Genomic DNA, 21,099 nt, shown 5'->3' on the forward strand with positions numbered 1-21,099 from the left:
TGACGAGCGCGCCCGCTGGTCACTGTTCGCTCGGCAATGCAATCGTGAAGGCCACCTCGTCCGTCTGGGGAGGCGGGAACTCCGCGACGGGAATCGGTAGCGGGTCATCAGGATGTCGGAGAACTAGACGCCTGGTGTTGAGTATGGTCTGCAAGTTCATGTATCGCGCTTCGTCCGCCGAGCCGTCCTCTGGGGGCGGGTCCGTCGGCGGTTTGGCGGGTTGCGATGTCACCGCAATTAGGCTCGCCCGTCGGGACAGCGGCAAAGCCAGAGCCCGCGCTGTCCCGAATGCCAGCGGCCGGTTGTTCCCGGCGTCCGGGTGCGCCATCAAATGCACGGGGTGATCACCGGTGATGAGGTAGTCGTCCGTGAAGTGGGAGATCACCCATGGGCTGGCCATGATCACCGCGGCGAAAAGCGGCATGAGCATCCGGGTCTGATCCAGGTGCGGCTCAGATGCGGCGTTGGCGGAGGTCGGCGCGTGGCGAACTGCCTCGGCCACGGGTTCCGGCCGAAACACACCCGGTCGCTGCTCCGTGATAGTTCGCACCAAGGCGTCGAGCTGACTCATCATCGCGCGCTGCGACTCTGTGCGGAGATACTGGAGCGCGATCCAACCGGCGAGTGCCATCCGCTCGTCACCGACCGGCGGAGGTGCGTTGCCGGCGACGAGTGACAGCAAGACCGGCGCGGCGTCCCGCTCAATACCTGCCATCCAGTCTTCGAAATCGCCGCTGGGCTCTCCATCTGTGTCGTCGAACGTGTAGAAGTCTGTGTGGACCGTGGCGTTGCCAACCGCCGTCCGAAACTCGGGAGACCCGTCGCGGGGCGCGCACTGCAACTGGTCGCGCTCGTCAGCGAACCCGCGCAGGTAGAACGCAGAGACCACGTGATGTCGCTTGGGGCGCTGCGGCACCTTCGTCATGTCCTCTCCTCTCGAGCGCCGCTCCGCTCATATCAGTGTGGGCGCGTGCCCACTTGGAGAGCCTGTCCGTCAGACGCGCTGGAGACCATCAGACCTCCCCGAACAAAGGCATCTGCGGAGTCGTGGCTGAGGCGTTCGCGCGACCTGCCTGCGAGGAAGTATTGGACGACGACCTTGCCTTGTTCAGGTCGAGCAGGCGACGACGCATCTTTGCTCGGACTTCAGGGGACACGGTGTAGTGCTTGCCTGCCGAGAAGTCGAAGAAGCCGTGATCAAGGTCCAGATCCTCCCAACCGTAAGCGCGGCACACCTCCACGTCCAAGCGATCCTGGGCGTCACGGAGAGCCACGACCAGCGGATCGGTCTCAGCGCGATCGTCGAAGGCGTTGTACAACTTCGTCACCGAGACATACTTGGCCAGCGCAGCGGCACGTAGCGAGTCGAAGTTCTCGGCCGTGCGCTCGACGGCCGCGCTGACGCTAGGGAAGGGGAACGGACGAAGCACCCGTGAAACTGTGTAACTGCTTGTGGCCCCGCGCGGCGTCCTTGTCTCTTCGAACCAAGCGAAATGCGCGGCGGATGAGAGAGCGCCTAAGTGAGCAAAGGAGTCGGTCGCGAAGACAATCACCTTGTCGGTGAACAGCGGGCTGGGGTCTGTCTGACGGAGGAACACTGGCAAGCGAGTAGTTTGGGCCGTCACCACAAACCACTCGAGTCCGGAGAGCGAGGCAAAGAGAGCATCGCGCTTGTCCCAATGCCCCCAGTAACGTGAGTCATGGACTTGGCTCGTGACCTCGTCACGGACGGGTTTCACCGTCTTCCGCAGGTGCTCACCGAGTGTGGGGACCGCTTGAAAAAGCGCCGCTTCAGTTGAATAGCGGTTGACATCCACGGCCAGTCGCCCAGAGTCACGCCCTGAGAGTAACGACTCGCCGTTCACAAACCGACGAAGGTGCGACCTCTCCACGGGCCCGAGACTCTCCAGCATCGGGTCGTGAGTCTGCAGAACGAAGCCCTCCCCGTACATGCTCACGCCCATGCCCGCGAGGAACTCTGCCGGAAGCGGCTTGGCACCGGAGAGATCCGCCTCGTCGCCGTTTGCTAAGGCGGGCGAGATCGTCTCGACTGGCTCGCCGTCGAGAACGGTCTCAATCCGCGACCCCTTCAGGTGAGTGGCCCAGACGATGGACGCCGAGGTTGACGCTGCGCCCGGCCACCGGAACTGAGATACGGCACGATATATGGTCCCTTCGGTCGCCAGTATCTGTGTGCTCATCGCGGAGGTGTCGCCCTGACCAACTCGGTCGTTGGCGATAAGGCCAATCGATCCCTTGCGGCCGCGAACCAACGTCCACGCTCGTCGGATGAAGTGGGCGCATAGGTCGGCAGACCCGCGCACGCCCCCCAGATCGACCTTGGTCCAACCTTCCATGTTCGGTCCGTTTGCGATGGCGATCTTTTTGCCCGCCAAGAACGGCGGATTTCCAACTATCGCGTCAAAGCCACCGTGGTCGACCAAGACGTCGGCGGCTTCGATAATCCAGTGGAGGGGCCGCCACCGAAGGTAGTCCGTCTCGACAGCTGGCGTGAGCCCTTGGTCGATCTTGGCGTCCAGCCACGTCGAGTCTGCCTCGCCGCCGCGCGGGCTGGGATATGCCTCTCGAGATGCGTCGCGCAGGCCTTCGTAGGCGGCGTCGAGGGCGCGGCCGGGTCTGCCACCCAAGGCGAGTCCTGTGGCAACGACGCCGTCTGCGAGCTTGCGCAGATCGGCTGTGACCTCGTGGAGCTGTGCAAGCTGACGGTGCTTCGCCGCCGCAGAGCGCGCTGGGCTGTCGTCCGACTCGACGGGGGAGGCGAGACTCTCGCGCAGTTCTACCGCACGCTTGATGATCGAGTCGACGTCCACGTCGAAGATGTCGAGCGTTCCCTGCTGCGGGTTGGCCTTCGCCGGATCGATGTGCATCGCTCGGAGCTGCCTGAGATCTGTGAGGCCGAGCAACGAATTGCCGAGGAATACCTTATCGTCGACGAACGAGAAAGGCAGGTCGCGGTCGAGGGAGACGAGCCAGAGCGAGAGCTTGCACATCTCGATGGCCATGTCGTTGATGTCGGCGCCGTATAGGCACTTGGCGACAACCTCACGGATCGCGAGGGTACGCAGGTCCTTGCGCCCGGCGAAGGCGGGGTTTTCGCTAACCCATGCTTCGACGAGTCGATCGGCCAGGAAGCGGCCGGCAGCCACGAGGAAGGCGCCGGAGCCGCACGCGATGTCGGCGACCTTGAGGTTGAGGATGTCGGCAGGCGACTTCGGCTTCCACTCGTCGCGGTTGGCGGTCTGGTGTGGGCCGGGTAGGTAGCACAGCGGTTCAAGGGCGTACTTCACGACGTCCTCGGCGAGCGACTTCGGCGTGTAATGGGCGCCCGCGTTCTTCCGCGACGGGGTTTCTCTAACGAGCAACGCACCGTCGAGCACGACGAAGGGGCGGTTGCGCAGGTCGCGCCGGACGAGTCCGAGCCACGGCCTGACGCGCTCTCGGAGAGCCGGATCGTCGCCGACGGCCTGGGTGAGGGAGCTGACAATGATCGGGTCAACGGCGGCGTCGATCGCCTTTGCGATGGCGGCTTCCGACGAGGGCTTGGCGGAGGGCTGGTCGGTCTCGATGAAGGCGCGGATCTCCTTGGCAAGCTGTCTACGGTCGCTGGTTGCGGCGGCGAGTTCTTCCAGCTTGGCGAGCGGGATCTCGGGTTCTTCGCCGCGGGCGCCGGTAATGCCGACGATGACCCCGGGTGCGACGACGGCGGTGTAGCCGAGTAGGCCCTCGTACATATAGCCGATCTGCTCGACGTCGACGTCGCGGAAGGAGATGCGGCGGGCCTCGCCCTTGATATCAGCGATCTGCACGGACCGGAGCACGTGCAGCATTACCCGGTCGGAGACCGTGACACCGAGTGTGCCGAGTTCGTTTGTCGAAGTGAGGAACGGGAAGCGGAGCGGATCGAACAGTGAGCCGCCGTAGGCGGGCATGCGAAGGTTCTCGAAGCTTGCGCCCCGGTAAAGGGCATTGCTGGTGGCGAGGAGGCGGTGCCAGGCCAGCGATGTCGCGTCGAGGGCTTCCTCGCTTTCCTCGGACTCGCGGGTGATGAGCTGGTCGAGTTCTCGGGCGATGCCGTAGCCCTGGTCGAACAGCTCGCCCTGCGGAAGCAGGCCGCGCTCCTCGGCGAAGAGGAGGAACACTACCCGCATCATCACCGTGACTGCCGCCTCGTAGGCATCATGCGGGCGGGCCGGGAGCGGATCCGGCAAGCTACGGCGCCTGGCGTCCGCGGCGGACTCGGAGAACGACTGAACGAGCAGCTCCACCGCTCGGCGCACCTGTGCGCCCAGCGCCTCGGTGATCTCCTCCGCGGCAGCGACGGACTCCTCGAAGAGCACGGGCAGGCGCTCGCTCTCGTCGCCACCGATGATGTACTGACGGCCGATGAGGGCGAGGAAGGCGTCGCGGGCGCGCGGCTCCTCGATCCAGGTGAGGGCGTCGATGATGCCGGAGGCGGCCATCGCGTTGTCGCGAGCACAGACCAGTCCCCACCAACGGCCATCGGTGACGATACCGATGGGTATGCGGTTCTCGCGCAGCAGTACCTCGGCGCGGTCAATCGGGTTCGCCGCCCACAGGTCGCCTGGCACGTCGCGTAGGGAGTCGACCGGGTCGATGACGTGGACGAGGGCGCCGATGCCGTCGTTGCTCTGGAGGGATGCCTGGGCTCGGACGGCGACGAAGCGGTTCGGCGAGTAGGCCTCGATGCCGGCAACCTCACCCCAGGACAGCGACTCAGACCATCCGGCGACATCGCGCAGGACGGTCTCAACCCACTTGTCGCGCTCGGCGCGGTAGGCATCGAGGGCGGACTCGGAGCCGTGGGCGCGGTCGTAGCGTTCCCACGCCGTCTCGAAGGCCTTGCGGGCATCAACCAGCGCGGCCTTGCGCACGCTGGAAAGGGCGGGCATGCCCTGCGGCCAGACGCGCTTGAGGGGCGGGATCGCGAGGAACGGGCCCTCGGTGTCGACAAGTTCGAGCCACGCACGGTGCTGATCGGCGACGCTGAGCGTCCTCGGCTTGTATGCGGTCTTGCTCGCCATCACTCACGCCACCCGTCTGCGTCGGCGCTGGTCAAGGCGAATACCACGGCGGCGGCGGTCGTGTGGGGTTTCACGTCGGCGTACCTGTCCTTGATGGCGGCGATCTCGCGCGCTTCCTCGTCGTCGAGTTCGTCAAGGCGGCGCTGCATTGCCTCGCGGTCGCGGCGCCACTGACGATCCTGGTCGGGGTCGGTGAAGAGCTGGCCCTTGGCCTCGGCTTCCTGCGCGCGCAGCGCCGCGAGGGACTCGCGAAGGTTGGTGCGGAAGGCAGCGAAGATCTCAGTCGCGCGCTGCACATCGGCCGCCTCACGGTCACGGAGCTGCTTGGTCACCTGGGTCTGCTTGCGCTCGGCGCGTTCGCTCATCGCCCGCTCCAGTCCCATGCGCAGGGGCGCGTCTGCGACGTTCCACAGGTCGCAGAGCTGGTCGCGCACGCGGGCGTCGGCGAGGTTGAGGTTCTCCTCGTCGAGGGCGGTGTCGAGTGCTGACTCGGCGCGCTCCTCGGCCATCGCGCGGCGGCCGTGAAGGCGGACGCCTGCGAGGAAGACCTCTTCGTGAAGCCGGACACCACCTCGGCCGACGAGTACCATCCGCGTGACCGCGGCAACGAAGGACTCTTCTAGGTCGTCTACGATCACCGCTGTCACGCGCCGCAGAGTGGAGTCCACGCTCCACAGCGACCGGCGGAGTAGGCGCTGGGACTTCTGCACGATGGGGTGGCCAAGGTGCACGTACACGAGATCCACGCGGCCCTCGGCGGCAGCTGCGTCGAAAGTGATCGGGCGCAGCACGCCGGGGTCGAGCCGGGTGTCGAGTCCGCGCAGGGTGTCACGCCAGCCCGCTGTCACTGCGGGGACGGTGAAGACCTCCGCGTCGGTGTCCTGGGCGAAGTCATAGTTCGGGACGAGCGCTGACTGGTGGTTGATCCGCAGGGCGGTATCGACCACTCGGCGCAGGTTCGCCGGGTCGAGGTGCAGCTCTGTGCGGGACTCGTCGTAGCCCTGCTCCAACTGGGTCAGCCGGGCGTTGAGCTCCATGCCGCCGGCGAGGGCGGCGTTGATGACGTCGTTGGTGTCAACGCCCTTCGCCTTAGTCTTGCCTGCGCGACGGCTGCCGAAGTGGCCTTGGATCTCGGCGCCCACGACCTGGTTGGCCGACCCGAGGTCGTATTCCACCTGGGCGATCTTGCGCGCGATGATCTCCATGAACTTCAGATCGGAATCGTACGTGGACGAGTCGCGCTCGGGCGCGAAGTGGTAGACCAGCGGCTCCTCGGTCTGTCCGTAGCGGTCGATGCGGCCGATGCGCTGTTCTAGGCGCGACGGGTTGAACGGGATGTCGAAGTTCACCAGCCGGTGACAGTAGGTCTGGAGGTCGATGCCTTCGCCCGCGGCGTCGGTGGCGAGCAGAACACGCACCGGCTCCTTGGACGGATCGGCGGTGAACTGCGAGCGGATGTATTCGCGATCTTCGGGGGGAGTCGAGCCCTGGATGACCGCGAGGCGGTCGTCGGCGTAGCCCTTGGAGCGCAGCACGCGGGTGAGCCACTCGAGGGTGTCGGCGTACTCCGTGAAGACGACAATGCGCTCGTTCGACCAGTTCTTGCCGTCTGGGCGGCAGGTGGCGTCGAGGAATCCGATGAGCTCTTCCAGCCGCGAGTCGGCTCGGCTCTCGTAGCCGAGGCCCCAGTTGGCGAGCATTTCGAGTTGGCCGGGGTCTGCGCCGACCAGCGGGTCAGAGCCCTTCGACTCGCGCAGCCGTTCGGACTCGTCCTGTTCCCACAGACCCTCCTCCTCGTCGGGCTGGCCCTCACCGAAGGTGTCGTCGTACTCGTCGTCCGACAGTCCGCGCCCAGCGTGCGAGCCGAGGTAGTTGCTCAGCGTCGTCCCGAACGCGTAGGGGCTGGACAGGAACCGCTTCTTCAGCAGCATCGTCACGATGTCGCCGGTGGGCTTGGTGCCGTTGAGCTTCGCGCTCTTGGCGACAATCTCGTCGAGCAGGGAGAACATCTGCTGCTCGTCGTCTGACGCGTCGAATGGGATGGTGTGGACCTTGCGCTTCTTGAAGCCCTTGCCGGTGAGGTCGGTTTTGAGGCGTCGCACGGTGACGTCCCTTAGCGCCGTGGAGTCGAGGTGGGCGCCGCGGGCGAAGCGCCGGGGGTCAATCATCTCCAGTAGTGCAGTGAATGACTCGGGGTGCCCGTTGTGGGGTGTGGCGCTGAGGAACAGGCGGTGCTCGCACTGTTCGGCGAGCTGGCGCGCCGCGATGGTGCGCTGGGTGTCGACCGCATAGCCGCGACCACCGGCAATGGTGGACGGGCTGGACGGGGCGACATGGTGGGCTTCGTCGACGACCAGAACGTCGAAGGCATACCGGCTGCCCGTCTTCGGATGGTTCGCCTGGGCGTAGATATCGCGCAGCAGCCGCTGAGCTCGCATCTGCGGGAGCCAAGCCATGCTGACGATCACGCGCGGGAAGATCTGGAACGGGTTAGCCTGCAAGCCGTGTGTGCGGCGCACCTCGGCCATCAGTTCGGAGTTGACGATCGTGAACTCGAGGCCGAATTTCTCCCGCATCTCGTCCCGCCACTTCAGCGACAGGCTCGGCGGGCACACGATCACCGCCGTCCGTGCGCGGTGCCGCAGGAACAGCTCCTGGATCACTAGGCCTGCCTCGATGGTCTTGCCTAGCCCAACATCGTCGGCGAGCAGCAGGTTCGCCCGCGGGGCGCCGAGCGCGCGGCGAAGAGGTTCGAGCTGGTAGGCCTCGACGTTCACTCCCGACCAGAAGGGTGCCTGGTATCGGTTCGGGTCAGCGCTGGTCACCGCGCCCCACCGCATTGCGTCGATGAACCCGGCGAGTGTCTCAGGCTGGTCGAAACCGTCAGCGTGGATCATGTCCGGGAGTCCTTGCGCAGGCGTGACGGTGTGTCCAACCTCGAGCTCCCACACGACGCTCAGTTGCGCGCCAAGGCTGCCTTCATCGAGCGACTGAAGATCGACGACGTGGCTGAGTTGTGCGATCGCCTCGTCTGCGGGGCTGCGAGGCAGACCCTGCGCCTGCACGTTCGAGACCGCCCAGGTCGAGCCCCGGACTTCAACAACCTGGCCTGCCTCGGGAAGCGGAGGGGTTGCGGCTGAACTCGGCACCTAGATCGCCCTTCGTTGGTCTGCTGATGCGCCACAGCTATTCGGGCGCGTCAGCAAGCCGTTTCCGGCCTGCTCCCACTCTGCCAGGCGCGCGCTAATGCGGCGCACGTCCTCGCCCCGTGAGCGGAAGCGAAAAGCAGACCCGTGCAGAGCGATACCTACCGGTACCCGCCGCCAACTTCTTGGCCGACAGCCTCCATGACCGCCGTGAGGTCGTTCGCCCGCAGGACATCGATCGGGCGCGCCCCGTCGAGGAAGGCGTTGGAGCTTTCGAGCCACCGGTCGGTGACGCTATCAATCCACGTTGCCTGGAGAGCGTCCTTCACGACCGCGATGTCCTGCTGGAGGCTTTCGCGACGGCGAAGGTCGTCGAGCCACTCGTCGACAAGACTCATGGGTACGGGTGCGAGCTCAAACGCGTCGACGCCGACATGAAACTGGTACCCAACAGGCCCGTTCTCGCGGGCGTGCGTGTGCCCGTGCAGGAGAGGCAGCCCGCGATCGATTGGGCGGTGCGACGAGTGTCGATCCTCGTCTTGAGTGTCGCCGGAGTAGGGGTAGTGAGACTTGATTACGCGGTGTCCCGCGCGGGTACCGGTAATGACCTCGGGAAGGATCTCCCACCCGGCGGCTAAGTACAGCGGCGTGAACCGTTCGACGGCATGGTTGCTCTGCGTCGCGGGAGAGACTCTGTCGTGGTTTCCGGGCACCAGGAACCGCCGGCCGTGCAGCTGCGCGGTGATCGGCAGGGATTCCGCGATGCGACCAAGCGCGAGGTCGCCGAGATGCAAAACGACACTTTCGGGCGCGACAGTGTCGTTCCAACGGCGGATCAGCTCAGCATCCATCTCGGCGACCGTGCTGAAGGGGCGTCCCGTGAGTTCGCTGATACGAGCGTGGCTGAAGTGGGTGTCGGAGGTGACGAAGTCGATCTGGTCGAAGTCGAAGGTTGTGTACTCAGGCACGGTCGTCCTCCTCGCCCACGCCGAATGCGCGGTGAAGCATCCGTTCGATGTCGCTCACGGGCTCCGGAGCGAGTTTCGCCACCTCGTCGCGGAGGCGGACCAGTACGTCCTCGATGGCTTGACGGTTCTGATCGCGCCACGCGCGGATCGCGGGATCTCGCAGGAGGGCCGATTCCGCGCTTCCCTCGTATTCGAGGATCAGCTCTGCGTCGATCGCAGAGATCATGACGCGCGCGTCGACGTCAGGGGACGTGCGAAGACTCGATAGTTGGGTCGAGACATCCGAACCCGATACGTCAATGCGGTAGCGCTGAATGTCACCGTGCGCGGTCGTTTTCGTATCAAGGTGCGTGACCGTAGCGGAGCGGCCGCCGATGACGATCTCGCGCATGCGTCCTCCTCGATCAGAGCCCGCCAGCTTAGCGAGGCTCGCTATCTTCGGCGTCGACGGTCACGATCACGCGGCCAGGCCTGATGACGTCGTCGTGCCCCGGAATGTAGGCGATCGTCCCGAGTCGGCTCCAGTAGCTGATCAGCCAGCGCTGCAGCAGGTCGAGTTGCTCGTTGCGTTCGAGGAGAGTTCGTCCGGTGTCGCCGATGGCGCCATCCCAGTCGGGATGGTCGAACATCGCGTCGAGAAGCTCGATGCGGGACGGTCCGGTTCTGTGCTGGTCCCACCAGGCGAGCGTCAGCAGGCCGGCGCGAGCGGCGCAGACTCGTCGAATCAAACCGAACATGTACGGTGCTTTGTTTCTGGGCGCGAAAATTGGCGCGATGACCGACGGCGCGAACGACGAAATACAACCGTGCATGTATGTTTGGTTCATGGTCTTCGGAGTGCTCGTCCTCGTGTTCGCTGCTGCTGCCGTCGTCGTAGCCGTCGAATGCGCCGCCCGAGGGCGACTCGGCCCGAACAACCTGGTCGGGATCAGAGCAGCCTCGGTCATGGCTTCCGATGAAGCCTGGCAGCGGGGCCATCAGGCAGCCCGACCCTGCGTGTGGATCGGCGCATTCTTGGCAGTCACGGGGGGCTCGCTCAGCCTCGTGGTCGACCCCACGCACTCGAACGCGTTCGTGCTCGCAGGCCTGTCGGCGTTTCTGATCTTCGTGCTGCTCGGAAGCGCGATCGCCGTGCGCGCGGCACACCAGGTCCCCCCGCCGGGCGTCGACGACGACCGGCGAGCAGCGCCCCTCCCCTAGCGTCCAGCACGATGCACTCCGGGAGAGCACCATCCCTGTCGATCCGGTGACACCTTGGCTGATCTACGGCACGGGCTCGGTTGCAGCGGAACTCGCGATGCAGGCAAGGCGCCGGGGCATGCCGTTCCTCCTCGCCGGGCGCGACGGCGCGAGTCTCGACATGCTGGCTGACCGGTACGGCGTCGCGAGGATGCAGCTCGACCTCCGGCAGCGTGCGAGCTCCCTGACGCAACACCTCGACGGCGTCAGCGGGGTGCTCAACGCAGCCGGACCATAGTCCTCCACCGCGCAGCCGCTCATGGAGGCCAGCGCGGAAGGTTGCGTCTCCTACGCTGACCTGTCGAATGAGGGCCGCACACACGAGTACGCGTGAAAACGGGATGCCCACTGGCGAGAATGCGGCATCGCCGTGGTACCCGGCGCGGGGTTCGGCACGTATCTGGCCGAAGTGCTCGCCGAGCATGCGCTCCGAACGATAGACCAGCCGCAGAAGGTCAGCCTGACGAGCCTCGCGAGTGGCAGGACTTCGAAGTCACCAGGCGTCACAGCTTCGTCGCAGGCAGTTCTCGCTTCAGGAAGCTGGCGCTTCCGGTCCGGGACGCTGGTCAGGCTGAGAGGTGGAAGAGCAGTTGAGACCTCTGAGACGAGCTCTCACCTGACACTGCACACCGGCGACCTGTTCGCTCTGCGGAGGACGACGGCGGCGACCGACATCCAGGTGTTCGCCGAGCTCGGGTTGCCTCGCGGCCAGCTCCTCCTGCTACTCCCGCTCCTGCGAGTGCTGTCTTCGCTGCACCGAGTTCGCCCTCTCAGGCTTCCATCACATCGGCGAACGCGGCCTCGGATGCTCACGTCGACCGCGAGCACCATCATCAAGCCTCGTCTCCGAGTCACCGTGGAAGGCAGCGCCGGCGATCGAGCATCGTTCGTTCTGACTGCTGGGTCTTGAACAGCCTTTGCGGCTGCGATCTGCCTGGAAGTACCGGCAGCCCTCGCAGCCGAGGCACGGTCCGGGTGCATGACGCAGCTCGAGATCCTGGGATCGAATCCGGCGAGACACCTTCCAGGCGTGCACATATCACCAGACCGATCAGAAGATCCGAAGGGACGAGATGCACCACTTTGATGGGCGGCCTTTAAAGGAGATACTCGGCAAGGAGCCCGGCCGATACTTCGGTTCGGGTCATCGACACATCAGGCGTACCGTCAGCCAGGTGGCCGAACACGTCGACGGTGACAGGATCCGACTTTCGGCGGTTAAGCAGGCGATCTATCCGCCACGCTGGTCGCTGGACGCGGCAGGAGATCCCCGCGAGGTCCATCTCAGTTCTATCGATGCGATCAGCCTGGCGCTGAAGACCATCAGCCTGTGTGAGAACACGAATCGCGGCGCTTGGTGGGAAGGGCCGTTCGATGTCACAGGGTTCTCAGTCGTCGCCGGACGTGTGGCGACGACTGATGTGGGCTCTGTCCCCATCGGCATCACGACCGATCACGGCGGACCGCTCGTCAGCACCAAGTCATTGCGGGCTCGTATCGGCGGACTGAACGTCGACTTGGAGTGCGCCCCGAGCCGAGCCCGACCGGGCGCAGCCGAGGCGGCACCCGGCCTCACCCATGCGGCAGCAGGCGACTCGATCCAGATGTCGTCCCACGTCGATCGCGTGGACCTCGTCGATGGACACCTCGAGACGTCCCATTCCGTCACATCATCCCAGGCAGGGTACGCAGCCGCCCCGCCCCGCCTTGACGCCGTCGATGAACTCGTCATGTTCGGTCAGTTGGCGCAAGTCCTCATCGACGCCGTCAATGACACCAGCCGCTCCGCTGTACCGAACCTCTGGCTCAGGCGCGCCTCCGTCTCTCGGACGCCCGCTCCGTCCGGCGGCCAGGCTCGATTCTCCACTCGCACGTCCGTGCGCAGGAACGCCGAGGTCGTCATCGGCGGCCGAACCCTCCGCGACGTGAGGTTGGTCTCGACATCCGAGCACGGTGCGAGCGCCAGCGCGGCGTTCGGCTACTCAGCGTGAACCCTCCCGAACGGGGACCAGACGGCAGAGACGCTGAACCATGGGCCGATAGAGTGGCTTTGGGATCAGTCGGAGGTGCGCGTGGCACAACAGGAACGCGGGATCGCCACACGAGAGGCGATTGTTCTCGGTGGGGCGAAGGTGTTTGCGCGCCTGCACTACTCGACCGCTCGCGTCGCCGATATCCTAGAAGCAGCATCCGTCACGCAGGGTGGTTTCTACTTTCATTTCCGCAGGGGCAAGATCGAGGTGGCGGAGGAGATCATCCGCCGCCAGGACCAGGGCTTCATCCTCCTCCGGGATTCGATTCTGGAGTCGGGCGACGACGGCCTCGCTTCACTGCTCACGCTGTCCCGGTCCCTCGCGAGAGCAGTGCAGCACGATCCAACGGCGCAAGCAGGCCTGCGTCTCGTCGCACAAGCCTCATCTGAATTCCCCGGCGTTGCGAAGTTGCCGGATCCAGTCTGGCTCGACGCGATAGCGTTGTTTCTCGAACAGGCACGAGCTGAAGGCAATCTTCGCGCCGAGGTCGATATCCCGACTGCCGCTCGAGCCGTCGTCTATATGTTCACCGGCGCGCAGACGAGCTCGTTCGTCTCGAACGGTTGGCGACACCTGGAGGCGAGCCTCGAGGCGACACATTGGTTCTCCATGCAAGCGCTCGCCACGCCGGAGTACCTGGCGACCACGAAGAACGCCCTCTAGTGCTTCGCCCGCAGGCATGCATGCGAAACAGCCGCACCGACATCGCCCTGACGCCTCGCTTGTTGCGGCTTTTCCGGCAGCCAGCCCGTTCGAGCAGGCCGCGCAGGGCGGCAGCTCCGACGCCGACCGCGACGCCGAGGAAGGCTTCGTGGAGACTGAACCCGAAGTCTGTGCCAACCCGACCTCGTATGGCCGCCGGGCACTTCCTGCGCGGCGAGGGGCCACCGAATGACCCCATCGAGGCCTCAGATCCGCGGAATCACGCGGGCATGTTCGGAGCGACACGTTGTGCTGGAAACTGCGGCGACACTTACGTGGGAAACCCGCTGATCCAGGGGGCCTGCGGCGACATTTCGCGGGCGCGTTCACAGACGTGAAGGGCGCCGCTGCCGTCCCCGAGCCCGTCGACGTCCCGCTGGGCGGCGGGTCGATCCGCCTGGGCCAGTTCCTCAAGTTCGCGGGGATCCTCTCGGGCGGCGAGGCCAAGGAGGCGGTCGCCGAGGGGATGGTGACCGTCAACGGCGAAGTCGATCTGCGCCGCGGGCGCCAGCTCGCCGTCGGCGACGTCGTCGGGTTCGACCGGAACCGCTTCCGCGTCTGCGAGTGAGGGCGACCGCCGCTCGGCGGGTGCGATCGGCCGAGACGCCGCGGAACGGATGAGACGCCGCTCAGAGGCGGCCGCGTCGGCGTGTTGAGCGGTGGCTCGGCGCACACTGGCTCCTGGACATCCCGGGACGACAGGAGACGCGCGTGCAGCTCGGCATTCACTTCATGGACTTCACCCTTCCGGGCGGGAGCGCGCAGATCGCGCCGATCCTCGGAGCGACCGCGCGGACGGCCGAGGACGTCGGCTGCGCCTGGTTCACGCTGATGGACCACTACTTCCAGATGGAGCACTTCGCGACGAGCGAGGATCCGATGCTCGAGGGCTACACCTCGCTCGGCTTCGTCGCCGGCCGGACGGAGCGGATGCGGCTGGGGCTCCTCGTCACCGGCGTGACGTACCGCCATCCGGGACTGCTCGCGAAGATCGTCACCACCCTCGACGTGCTCTCCGGCGGACGCGCGATGCTCGGCATCGGCGCCGCCTGGTACGAGCGCGAGCACCTCGGGCTCGGCGTGCCGTACCCGCCGCTGAAGGAGCGGTTCGAGCGGCTGGAGGAGACGCTGCGGATCTGCCGTCAGATGTGGAGCGACGACGACGGGCCGTTCGAGGGGACGCACTACCGGCTCGCCGAGACGCTGAACCACCCGGCGCCGATCCAGCAGCCCGGCCCGCCCATCCTCATCGGCGGCGGCGGCGAGAGGAAGACGCTGCGGCTGGTCGCGCAGTACGGCGACGCCTGCAACCTGTTCGGCACCGGCGCGGACGACGTGGCGCACAAGCTCGACGTGCTGAAGCGGCACTGCGACGACCTCGGGCGCGACTACGCGACGATCACGAAGACCATCACCGGGGGCGGCGATCCGATCGGCGACCCCGACGGCTTCGTCCGCGCGATGGAGGAGTACGCGGCGCTGGGGATCGACCACGTGCAGCTGGCGCCGGCCGGGCCGGATCCGGAGGGGTACGTCGCCCGGCTGGGCGAGGGCGTGATCGAGCGGGTGGCGGCTCTCGGCTGAGGGCTCCGGGACGCACGGCACTCCGACCGGTTCGGGTGCCGCGGGCGTCACCGCTGATCCGCTCCGCCGGCCGGGTCCGCCGTCACCGGCGCGAGGACTCCGGTGGCGGCCATGTCCCGGGTCGGGGGACGCCGTCGGCGGATCCTGCCCCCCGTCAGGGTCGCGGCGTAGACGCGGGCGAGGAGCGCGACCTACGGTTCGAGCCTCCCACCTCGGGTTATTGAGCTCACGCTGACGTGGGCAGATCGCTGGCCTCATGCCGCACGTGTCCTCTCGTACCTCGCTCCGCCGTCATCGGCAGAACCGCAGAAGAGGGGCGATCGGGACGGGTGTCGTCCTCGCCGTCGTCGGCGCCGCGCTCTTCGCCGGCGTCTCGGCGCAGGCGGCCACTGCTCCCGACCTCGGCACGGCGGAGGACTACTCGGTCCTGGCCGCGTCGACCGTGACGAACACGGGGTCGAGCGTCCTCGACCAGAACGTCGGGGTCAGCCCGCTGACCGCCGTCACCGGGTTCCCGCCCGGGCGGACGGACGGAGTGATCCACCGCGGAGACGCGGAGGCGGCTCAGGCCCAGGCCGACGTGGGCACCGCCTACGGACAGCTCGCCTCGCAGGCGACGACCGCGCAGATCGACGCCGAGATCGGCGGCAGCACGCTGAAGCCCGGGGTCTACACCGCGGCCGGACCGGTCGGAGTGACGGGGACGCTCACGCTCGACGCCGAGGGCGTCAACGAGGCGGTCTTCGTGATCCGCGCCGCGTCGACGCTGACGACGGCCTCGTCGAGCACGGTGGCCCTGATCAACGGAGCGCAGGCCTGCAACGTCTACTGGCAGATCGGCAGCTCCGCGACGCTCGGCACCGACTCGGACTTCGTGGGCTCCGTGCTCGCCTCGGTCTCGATCACGGTGACGACGGGCGTCTCCGTCGAGGGCCGCGCACTGGCCCGCACGGGAGCGGTCACACTCGATTCCAACGACTTCACCGAGCCGGGCTGCGAGCCCACCGACGGCGGATCGTCGCCGACGGCGACTCCGACGGTCACGCCGACAGTGACTCCGACGGTCACGCCGACCGTGACGCCGACAGTGACTCCGACGGTCACGCCGACCGTGACGCCGACCGTGACGCCGACGGTGGCCCCGACCGTGACCCCCACGGTCACACCGACCGTGACGCCCACGGTCACGCCGACCGTGACCCCGACGGTGACCCCCACCGTCACGCCGACGGTCACGCCGACCGTGACGCCCACGGTCACTCCGACCATCACGCCGACCGTGACCCCCACCGTCACGCCGACAGTCACTCCGACCGTGACGCCGACGGTCACTCCGACCGTGACGCCGACGGTCACTCCGACCGTGACGCCGACGGTCACGCCCACTATCACCCCGACCGTCACGCCGACCGTGACTCCCACCGTCACCCCGACGGTGACTCCCACCGTCGTGCCGACTGTGACGCCGACGGTGACTCCGACGGTCACGCCCACCATCACTCCGACGGTGACCCCGACGATCGCGCCCACCGTGGCTCCGACGGTGACTCCGACGGTCACGCCCACCATCACTCCGACGGTGACCCCGACGATCGCGCCCACCGTGGCTCCGACGGTCACGCCGACGACCACGCCGACGGTGACTCCCACCACCACGCCGACGGTGACCCCCACCACCACGCCGACCGCGACCACAGCGCCGCGACCGGCGCCCTCCCACGCCGCGGTTGTTCCCGTGTCCGGGTCGAACGGTCCCCGCGGTCCGGCTCTCGCCTCGACCGGAGTGGACGCCGCAGCTACGGCGACCGCCGGAGTGCTGGGCCTGCTCGCCCTCGTCGGCGGCGGTCTGATGCTCCTCACCCTCCGACGCCGCGGTGAGCGCACCGGCAGCTGATCCCGGCTGATCACCGGTAGCTGATCACCGCCAGGCCGTGCGCCGGACTCCCGAGGGGTCCGGCGCACGTCTGCGCCCACGATCGCGCTCCGCCCGTCTCTCGGGTGTCCTCGCCGATGCGCGCAGGCCCGCTCGTGCGTCGAGACGCCGCTCCGAGTGTCGGGACACCGCTGAGCAGGCGGTGTCTCGGATGCGGGGCGGTGTCTGGGAGGGAGGCGGGTGCGCGTCCGGGTGAGCACGCACTGCTCCTGACACGGGAGTACCCCGGTGCCGTCGGGCCCGCTCGTGGGTCGAGACGCCGCTCCGATCGCCGGGACATCGCGGTAGGGCCAGTGTCTCGGGGCGGAAGGCGGCATGCGAGGAGTGCGCGACCGCTCTGCTCGGAACGCGTGCGTCCGCTCGATGCCGGGGTCCGCTCCGCCCGGCCGTCAGACCCCGGCCAGCTCGGCTCGGAGGGGCGGGTCCGCGCCGATGCGGGAGGCGGTGACTCCCGCCGTCCGGGCCGCCCACCGGCCCGCCGCGAGGAGGGCGTCCTCGTCGAGAGCGGTGGTCCCGCTGTCGAGGAGGGCGTCGATCAGCCCGGCCATCGCCGTGTCGCCCGCGCCGATGGTGTCCGCGACGGCGATGCGGGAGGCGGGGACGACGACCCGGGCCCGGCGGGACGCGAGGACCATCCCCTCGCCGCCGCGCGTGACGACCGCCAGCGAAGGGCCGGCGGCCAGGAGGCGGTCGAGGACGGCGTCGACGGAGTCGCCGGGGTGGAGCCACTCGGCGTCCTCGTCGCTCAGCTTCACCAGATCGCAGCGCCGGAGGAGCCGCTCGAGGACGCGGTGGACCTCAGCGCGCGCAGGGAGCACCTCGGGCCGGATGTTGGGGTCGAGGCTGACGGAGGTCGCGGGCGGCAGACGGTCGAGCAGGTCCGCGACCGCGTCCGCGCCGGGATGCAGCAAGGCGGCGATCGACCCGGTGTGGAGGTGCGCGGCTCCGTCGGGATCGATGCGGTCCGGGTCCCAGCTGAGGTCGAACTCGTACCGGGCCGACCCGTCGGCGCCGATGACCGCCGCCGCGGTCGACGTGGTGCCGCGCGCGGGCGCCGACACCGCGACTCCGGACTCCTCCAGGTGCGCCCGGGCCCGGTGTCCGCGCTCGTCGTCGCCCAGGGCGGTGGCGAAGCGGACGGAGCGGCCGAGCCGTGAGAGGGCGACGGCGACGGTCGCGGGCGAGCCGCCGACGTGCTCCGACCGGCTCCCGTCCCGCTCGACGACGTCGACGACGGTCTCGCCGACGACGAGGACGCGCGAGCCGGAGCCCGCGCCGGGGCCGCTGCCGGAGCCCGCGCCGGGCCCGCTCATTCCGCGGCCGCGCGGACCTGCAGCGTCGTGAACGGCGCCGACGGGAAGACGAGCTGGGTGAGGGTGCTGAGACCCCCGCCGAGGAACACCTCGACCACCGAGGCGTCGACGACGATGCGGACCGGGATCCGCCCCGACTCGTCCGGCCCGGGCAGCGGAGCCCAGTCGACCGAGGGGAAGGACGCCGCGAAGTCGACCGCGCCGCTGCGCGTGCGGTCGCAGGTCAGCACTCCCTCGTCGCCGTCGACCGTGAGCACCACTTCGTCGTCGGTCGTGCCGGTGAGCAGGCGCAGCTCGGTGCGGTCGCCGGGGAGGCGGGACACGTCGACGTCGAAGACGCGGACGTCGCGGGACGCCGGCCCGGTCGGGAGGACCGCCCGCTGCGCGAGGCGGAGACGGCCGTCGGCCCCGCGGACGAGGTCGAGCTCGCGCACGAGCGACATCGACGAGCGCCACGGGCCGGTGGGCGTCTCGTTCGCGTAGTCCCAGTTGCTGGCCCACGCGATCGTGAGGCGGCGGCCCTCGGGGGCGTCGTTGAAGGAGACGGCCGCGTAGTAGTCCCGGCCGTAGTCGAGCCAGTCGTAGTCGGCGGGGTCCTCGGACGCGCTGATCCGGTCGGCGGTGAACTCGGCTCCGTCGAAGTCGCCGAGGAAGTACTGGCTGCCGGAGCCGCCGGCGATGCCGCCCGGGTTGAGGCTCACGATCATCAACCAGCGGACCTCGTCGGTGCCGCGCACGCGCAGCGGGAAGAGGTCCGGGCACTCCCAGACGCCGCCCGTGGCATGGGCGGGGCCGAAGTGGGAGCGCCGGGTCCACGCGATCAGGTCGGGCGAGGTGTAGACCGCGACGCGGCGGTCGACCGCCTCGACGGCGACCATCGCCCAGTGGCCGTCGTCCCCGCCGAACCAGAAGACCTTCGGATCGCGGAACTCCGCGGAGCCGATGTCGAGGACGGGGTTGCCTGCGTACCGGGTCCAGGTGGCGCCGTCGTCGACGCTGTAGGCCAGTGCCTGGGCCTGCGAGGCCCCGGTGCCGTCCGGGAGGGCGTCGCGGGCGGCCGTGTAGACCGCGACGAGGGCCGTCTCGCCGGGGCCGGCGAAGCCCGCCGTGTTGCGGACGTCGGCGACGGCGCTGCCGGAGAAGGCCATCTCGCCGTCGAGGACGGGGATCGCGACGGGCTGCTCGCTCCACGACACCAGATCGGTCGAGGTCGCGTGGCCCCAGGACATGTTGCCCCAGGTGCTGCCGGTCGGGTTGTTCTGGAAGAACAGGTGGTAGGTGCCGTTGTGGAAGAGGAGCCCGTTCGGGTCGTTCAGCCAGGTGGATCGGGCGGTGAAGTGGGCGGACGGACGCCAGGCGTCGGTCGTCGTGGTGATGGTCACAAGGGCTCCTGAGGAGAGGGGTTCGGTGCGGCCGGACGAGGGGCGCGGGCGGCTGCCGCCCGCGCCCCCGGGGACTACTCGCCGCCGTTCTGGAAGCGGTCGTAGGCCTGCTGGTACGTCGCGGTCACGTCGGAGGCGCCCATCGACTCCAGCTGCGAGACGTAGGAGTCCCACTCGCTGTCGACGGTCCCGTTGACGATCCAGGCGGCGAACTTCTCCTTCACCAGGGTGTTGATGTCGGTCAGCGCGTACGAGACGCGGTCGAGCTCGTCGTTCGAGAGCATCACCGGCGGGTAGGCGTCGTTCGCCTTGTAGGGGAGGTAGTACTCGTTCACCAGGTCCTGGCGCTCCTTCGCGCGCGGCTCGGGGGCCACGACGGTCTCGAAGTCCTTCTCGGTGGTGATCTTCGGGCCGCCCGGGGCGACCTTCTGGCGGCGCTCGCCCTCGGCCTCGCCGGCGGCGGCGGGGATCTGCACGAGGAGGCCGGTGGCCTCGTCCTTCTGGAGGGTCACGCCGAGGGGTCCCCAGCTGCTCTGGGCACTCATCTCGGGGTCGAAGAGGCGGTCTGCCCAGCGCATCGTGGCGGCGGGGTACTCGTTGGAGCGGGTGATCGCCATCGCGCCGCGGTTGATCTCCTGGTTGCTGGTGACGCTGGCGCGCTTCTCGCCGTCGACGCCCTCGAGCACGCCGAGGATCGCGTAGTCGCCGAGGCGGTCCTCGCCGACCATCTCCTTCGCCTCCCACCAGAAGAAGGAGCCGAGGACCGGGGTGTCGGCCTTGCCCTTGGAGAGGAAGGCGACGTCGTCCTGCGAGAACGACTCGGGGTCGATGAGCCCGTCGGCGTACCAGTCGGAGAGCGCCTCGACGCCCTGCTTGTAGCCGTCGGTGTCGGCCGTGAACTGCACCTTCCCGTCGACCACGATGCGGTGGTCGTTGTTCTCCGGCTGGCCGCCGAGCGCCGCGATCAGGTCGTGCGGGTTGCCGCAGAAGGAGTCGGTGCGGAAGGACAGCGGGATCTCGTCGGCCTTGCCGTTGCCGTTGGGGTCGCCGGTTCTGAAGGCCTCGAGTGCGGCCCGGTACTCCTCGATCGTCGTCGGCATCGGGAGGCCGAGCGCGTCGAGCCAGGCGGTGTTGATGAAGAGGAAGTTCGGGTACTGGAGGATCCCGAGCTCCTCGACCGAGGGCAGCGTGTAGATGTGGCCGTCCGAGGCGGTGAGCGCGGCGCGGATGTCGGGCCGGTCCTCGAGGATCGCGGAGAGGGTCGGCGCGTGCTCCTCGATCAGGTCCTCGAGTGGGAGGAGCGTGCCGTTCTCGCCGTACTGCACGATCTCGGCGTCGGTGAGGCCCGAGTTGAACAGCACGTTCGGCACGTCGTCGCTGGCGAGGAGGAGGTTCTTCTTCTCGGCGTAGACCTGCTCCGGGAGGTTCTTCCAGTCGATCGAGATGTTGGTGTCCTCCTCCCACTGCTGCACGAGCTGCATCGAGGAGTAGTCGGGGGACAGGGCGGACTTGGTGCCGCCGAAGGTCAGCGACAGCGTGTCGTCGACGATCGGCAGGCCGGTCTCGTTGAAGCCGACCTCGCTCGAGCGGTCCTGGACGGGGTCGTTCCCGCCGCCGGTCGTGCAGCCGGCCAGGAGCAGTCCGCCGGAGAGGGCGAGTGCGGTGGTGGTGAAGAAACTGCGGTGTCTCATCGTTCGTGTTCCTCTTGTCGAAAGGGTGGTGCGGGAGGGGTGGAA

The 21,099-nt window shown here is 67.9% G+C and carries 16 protein-coding genes; 7 read left to right on the forward strand and 9 right to left on the reverse strand.

From position 1 onward, the window contains the following. Window positions 1-19: 19 nt before the first annotated feature. From C5C82_RS07150 to C5C82_RS07175, 6 genes are all read right to left on the reverse strand, one after another. Window positions 20-925: a DUF4238 domain-containing protein gene (locus C5C82_RS07150; protein WP_104354846.1), complete on the reverse strand. Its 906-nt coding sequence runs from the start codon at window positions 923-925 to the stop codon at window positions 20-22. 88 nt (window positions 926-1,013) lie between these two features. Then, complete coding sequence (locus C5C82_RS07155) at window positions 1,014-5,063, reverse strand: DNA methyltransferase (protein ID WP_146085962.1); 4,050 nt, start codon at window positions 5,061-5,063, stop codon at window positions 1,014-1,016. Next, window positions 5,063-8,212: a DISARM system SNF2-like helicase DrmD gene (drmD, locus tag C5C82_RS07160; RefSeq protein ID WP_104354847.1), complete on the reverse strand. Its 3,150-nt coding sequence runs from the start codon at window positions 8,210-8,212 to the stop codon at window positions 5,063-5,065. The genes C5C82_RS07155 and drmD overlap by 1 nt, the downstream gene beginning before the upstream one ends. Window positions 8,213-8,370: 158 nt before the next feature. After that, complete coding sequence (locus tag C5C82_RS07165; protein ID WP_104354848.1) at window positions 8,371-9,177, reverse strand: metallophosphoesterase; 807 nt, start codon at window positions 9,175-9,177, stop codon at window positions 8,371-8,373. Then, window positions 9,170-9,568 (reverse strand): hypothetical protein, encoded by a 399-nt coding sequence (locus C5C82_RS07170; protein WP_104354849.1) that lies wholly within the window; start codon window positions 9,566-9,568, stop codon window positions 9,170-9,172. The genes C5C82_RS07165 and C5C82_RS07170 overlap by 8 nt, the downstream gene beginning before the upstream one ends. 28 nt (window positions 9,569-9,596) lie before the next feature. After that, window positions 9,597-9,914 carry a hypothetical protein gene (locus tag C5C82_RS07175; RefSeq protein ID WP_181134411.1) on the reverse strand — a complete coding sequence of 106 codons (318 nt, stop codon included), beginning with the start codon at window positions 9,912-9,914 and terminating at the stop codon, window positions 9,597-9,599. Between the two features lie 37 nt (window positions 9,915-9,951). Between C5C82_RS07175 and C5C82_RS07180 the strand changes: the two genes are divergently transcribed. The 7 genes from C5C82_RS07180 (at window position 9,952) to C5C82_RS07210 (ending at window position 16,629) form a co-directional block, all read left to right on the forward strand. Beyond that, a complete protein-coding gene (locus C5C82_RS07180) occupies window positions 9,952-10,377 on the forward strand; it encodes an SdpI family protein (protein ID WP_181134412.1) in 426 nt (141 codons plus the stop codon). 46 nt (window positions 10,378-10,423) lie between these two features. After that, window positions 10,424-10,654 (forward strand): hypothetical protein, encoded by a 231-nt coding sequence (locus C5C82_RS07185; RefSeq protein ID WP_146085963.1) that lies wholly within the window; start codon window positions 10,424-10,426, stop codon window positions 10,652-10,654. Window positions 10,655-11,489: 835 nt separating this feature from the next. Beyond that, the gene (locus tag C5C82_RS17255) at window positions 11,490-12,407 is read left to right on the forward strand and encodes an AvrD family protein (RefSeq protein WP_146085964.1); all 918 of its coding nucleotides are present in this window, start codon (window positions 11,490-11,492) and stop codon (window positions 12,405-12,407) included. Between the two features lie 81 nt (window positions 12,408-12,488). Beyond that, window positions 12,489-13,112 (forward strand): TetR family transcriptional regulator, encoded by a 624-nt coding sequence (locus tag C5C82_RS07195; protein WP_104266558.1) that lies wholly within the window; start codon window positions 12,489-12,491, stop codon window positions 13,110-13,112. A 373-nt stretch (window positions 13,113-13,485) separates the two neighbouring features. Continuing rightward, window positions 13,486-13,719, forward strand: coding sequence for an RNA-binding S4 domain-containing protein (locus C5C82_RS07200; protein ID WP_104222694.1), 234 nt, complete (start codon window positions 13,486-13,488; stop codon window positions 13,717-13,719). A 143-nt stretch (window positions 13,720-13,862) separates the two neighbouring features. Beyond that, complete coding sequence (locus tag C5C82_RS07205; protein ID WP_258066011.1) at window positions 13,863-14,735, forward strand: LLM class F420-dependent oxidoreductase; 873 nt, start codon at window positions 13,863-13,865, stop codon at window positions 14,733-14,735. Window positions 14,736-15,000: 265 nt separating this feature from the next. Then, window positions 15,001-16,629 carry an ice-binding family protein gene (locus tag C5C82_RS07210; protein ID WP_181134413.1) on the forward strand — a complete coding sequence of 543 codons (1,629 nt, stop codon included), beginning with the start codon at window positions 15,001-15,003 and terminating at the stop codon, window positions 16,627-16,629. 428 nt (window positions 16,630-17,057) lie between these two features. On the opposite strand, the gene C5C82_RS07215 is transcribed toward C5C82_RS07210, so the two are convergent. The 3 genes from C5C82_RS07215 to C5C82_RS07225 all read right to left on the reverse strand — a co-directional run bounded on the left by C5C82_RS07215 (window position 17,058) and on the right by C5C82_RS07225 (window position 21,054). Further along, window positions 17,058-17,981, reverse strand: coding sequence for a PfkB family carbohydrate kinase (locus C5C82_RS07215; protein ID WP_104354854.1), 924 nt, complete (start codon window positions 17,979-17,981; stop codon window positions 17,058-17,060). Further along, the gene (locus tag C5C82_RS07220; protein ID WP_104354855.1) at window positions 17,978-19,363 is read right to left on the reverse strand and encodes a glycoside hydrolase family 32 protein; all 1,386 of its coding nucleotides are present in this window, start codon (window positions 19,361-19,363) and stop codon (window positions 17,978-17,980) included. Before C5C82_RS07220 ends, C5C82_RS07215 begins: the two co-directional genes overlap by 4 nt. Before the next feature lie 74 nt (window positions 19,364-19,437). Beyond that, complete coding sequence (locus tag C5C82_RS07225; protein ID WP_104288931.1) at window positions 19,438-21,054, reverse strand: ABC transporter substrate-binding protein; 1,617 nt, start codon at window positions 21,052-21,054, stop codon at window positions 19,438-19,440. Window positions 21,055-21,099: the final 45 nt, after the last annotated feature.

It is taken from the genome of Rathayibacter sp. AY1D5, from assembly GCF_002932515.1.
GTDB lineage: Bacteria > Actinomycetota > Actinomycetes > Actinomycetales > Microbacteriaceae > Rathayibacter.

Coding starts and splice junctions, on each gene's coding strand:
- C5C82_RS17255 (WP_146085964.1), top strand. CDS start 11,490: ATGCACCACTTTGATGGGCGGCCTTTAAAGGAGATACTCGGCAAGGAG.
- C5C82_RS07175 (WP_181134411.1), bottom strand. CDS start 9,914: ATGTTCGGTTTGATTCGACGAGTCTGCGCCGCTCGCGCCGGCCTGCTG.
- C5C82_RS07155 (WP_146085962.1), bottom strand. CDS start 5,063: ATGGCGAGCAAGACCGCATACAAGCCGAGGACGCTCAGCGTCGCCGAT.
- C5C82_RS07180 (WP_181134412.1), top strand. CDS start 9,952: ATGACCGACGGCGCGAACGACGAAATACAACCGTGCATGTATGTTTGG.
- C5C82_RS07215 (WP_104354854.1), bottom strand. CDS start 17,981: ATGAGCGGGCCCGGCGCGGGCTCCGGCAGCGGCCCCGGCGCGGGCTCC.
- C5C82_RS07150 (WP_104354846.1), bottom strand. CDS start 925: ATGACGAAGGTGCCGCAGCGCCCCAAGCGACATCACGTGGTCTCTGCG.
- C5C82_RS07225 (WP_104288931.1), bottom strand. CDS start 21,054: ATGAGACACCGCAGTTTCTTCACCACCACCGCACTCGCCCTCTCCGGC.
- C5C82_RS07170 (WP_104354849.1), bottom strand. CDS start 9,568: ATGCGCGAGATCGTCATCGGCGGCCGCTCCGCTACGGTCACGCACCTT.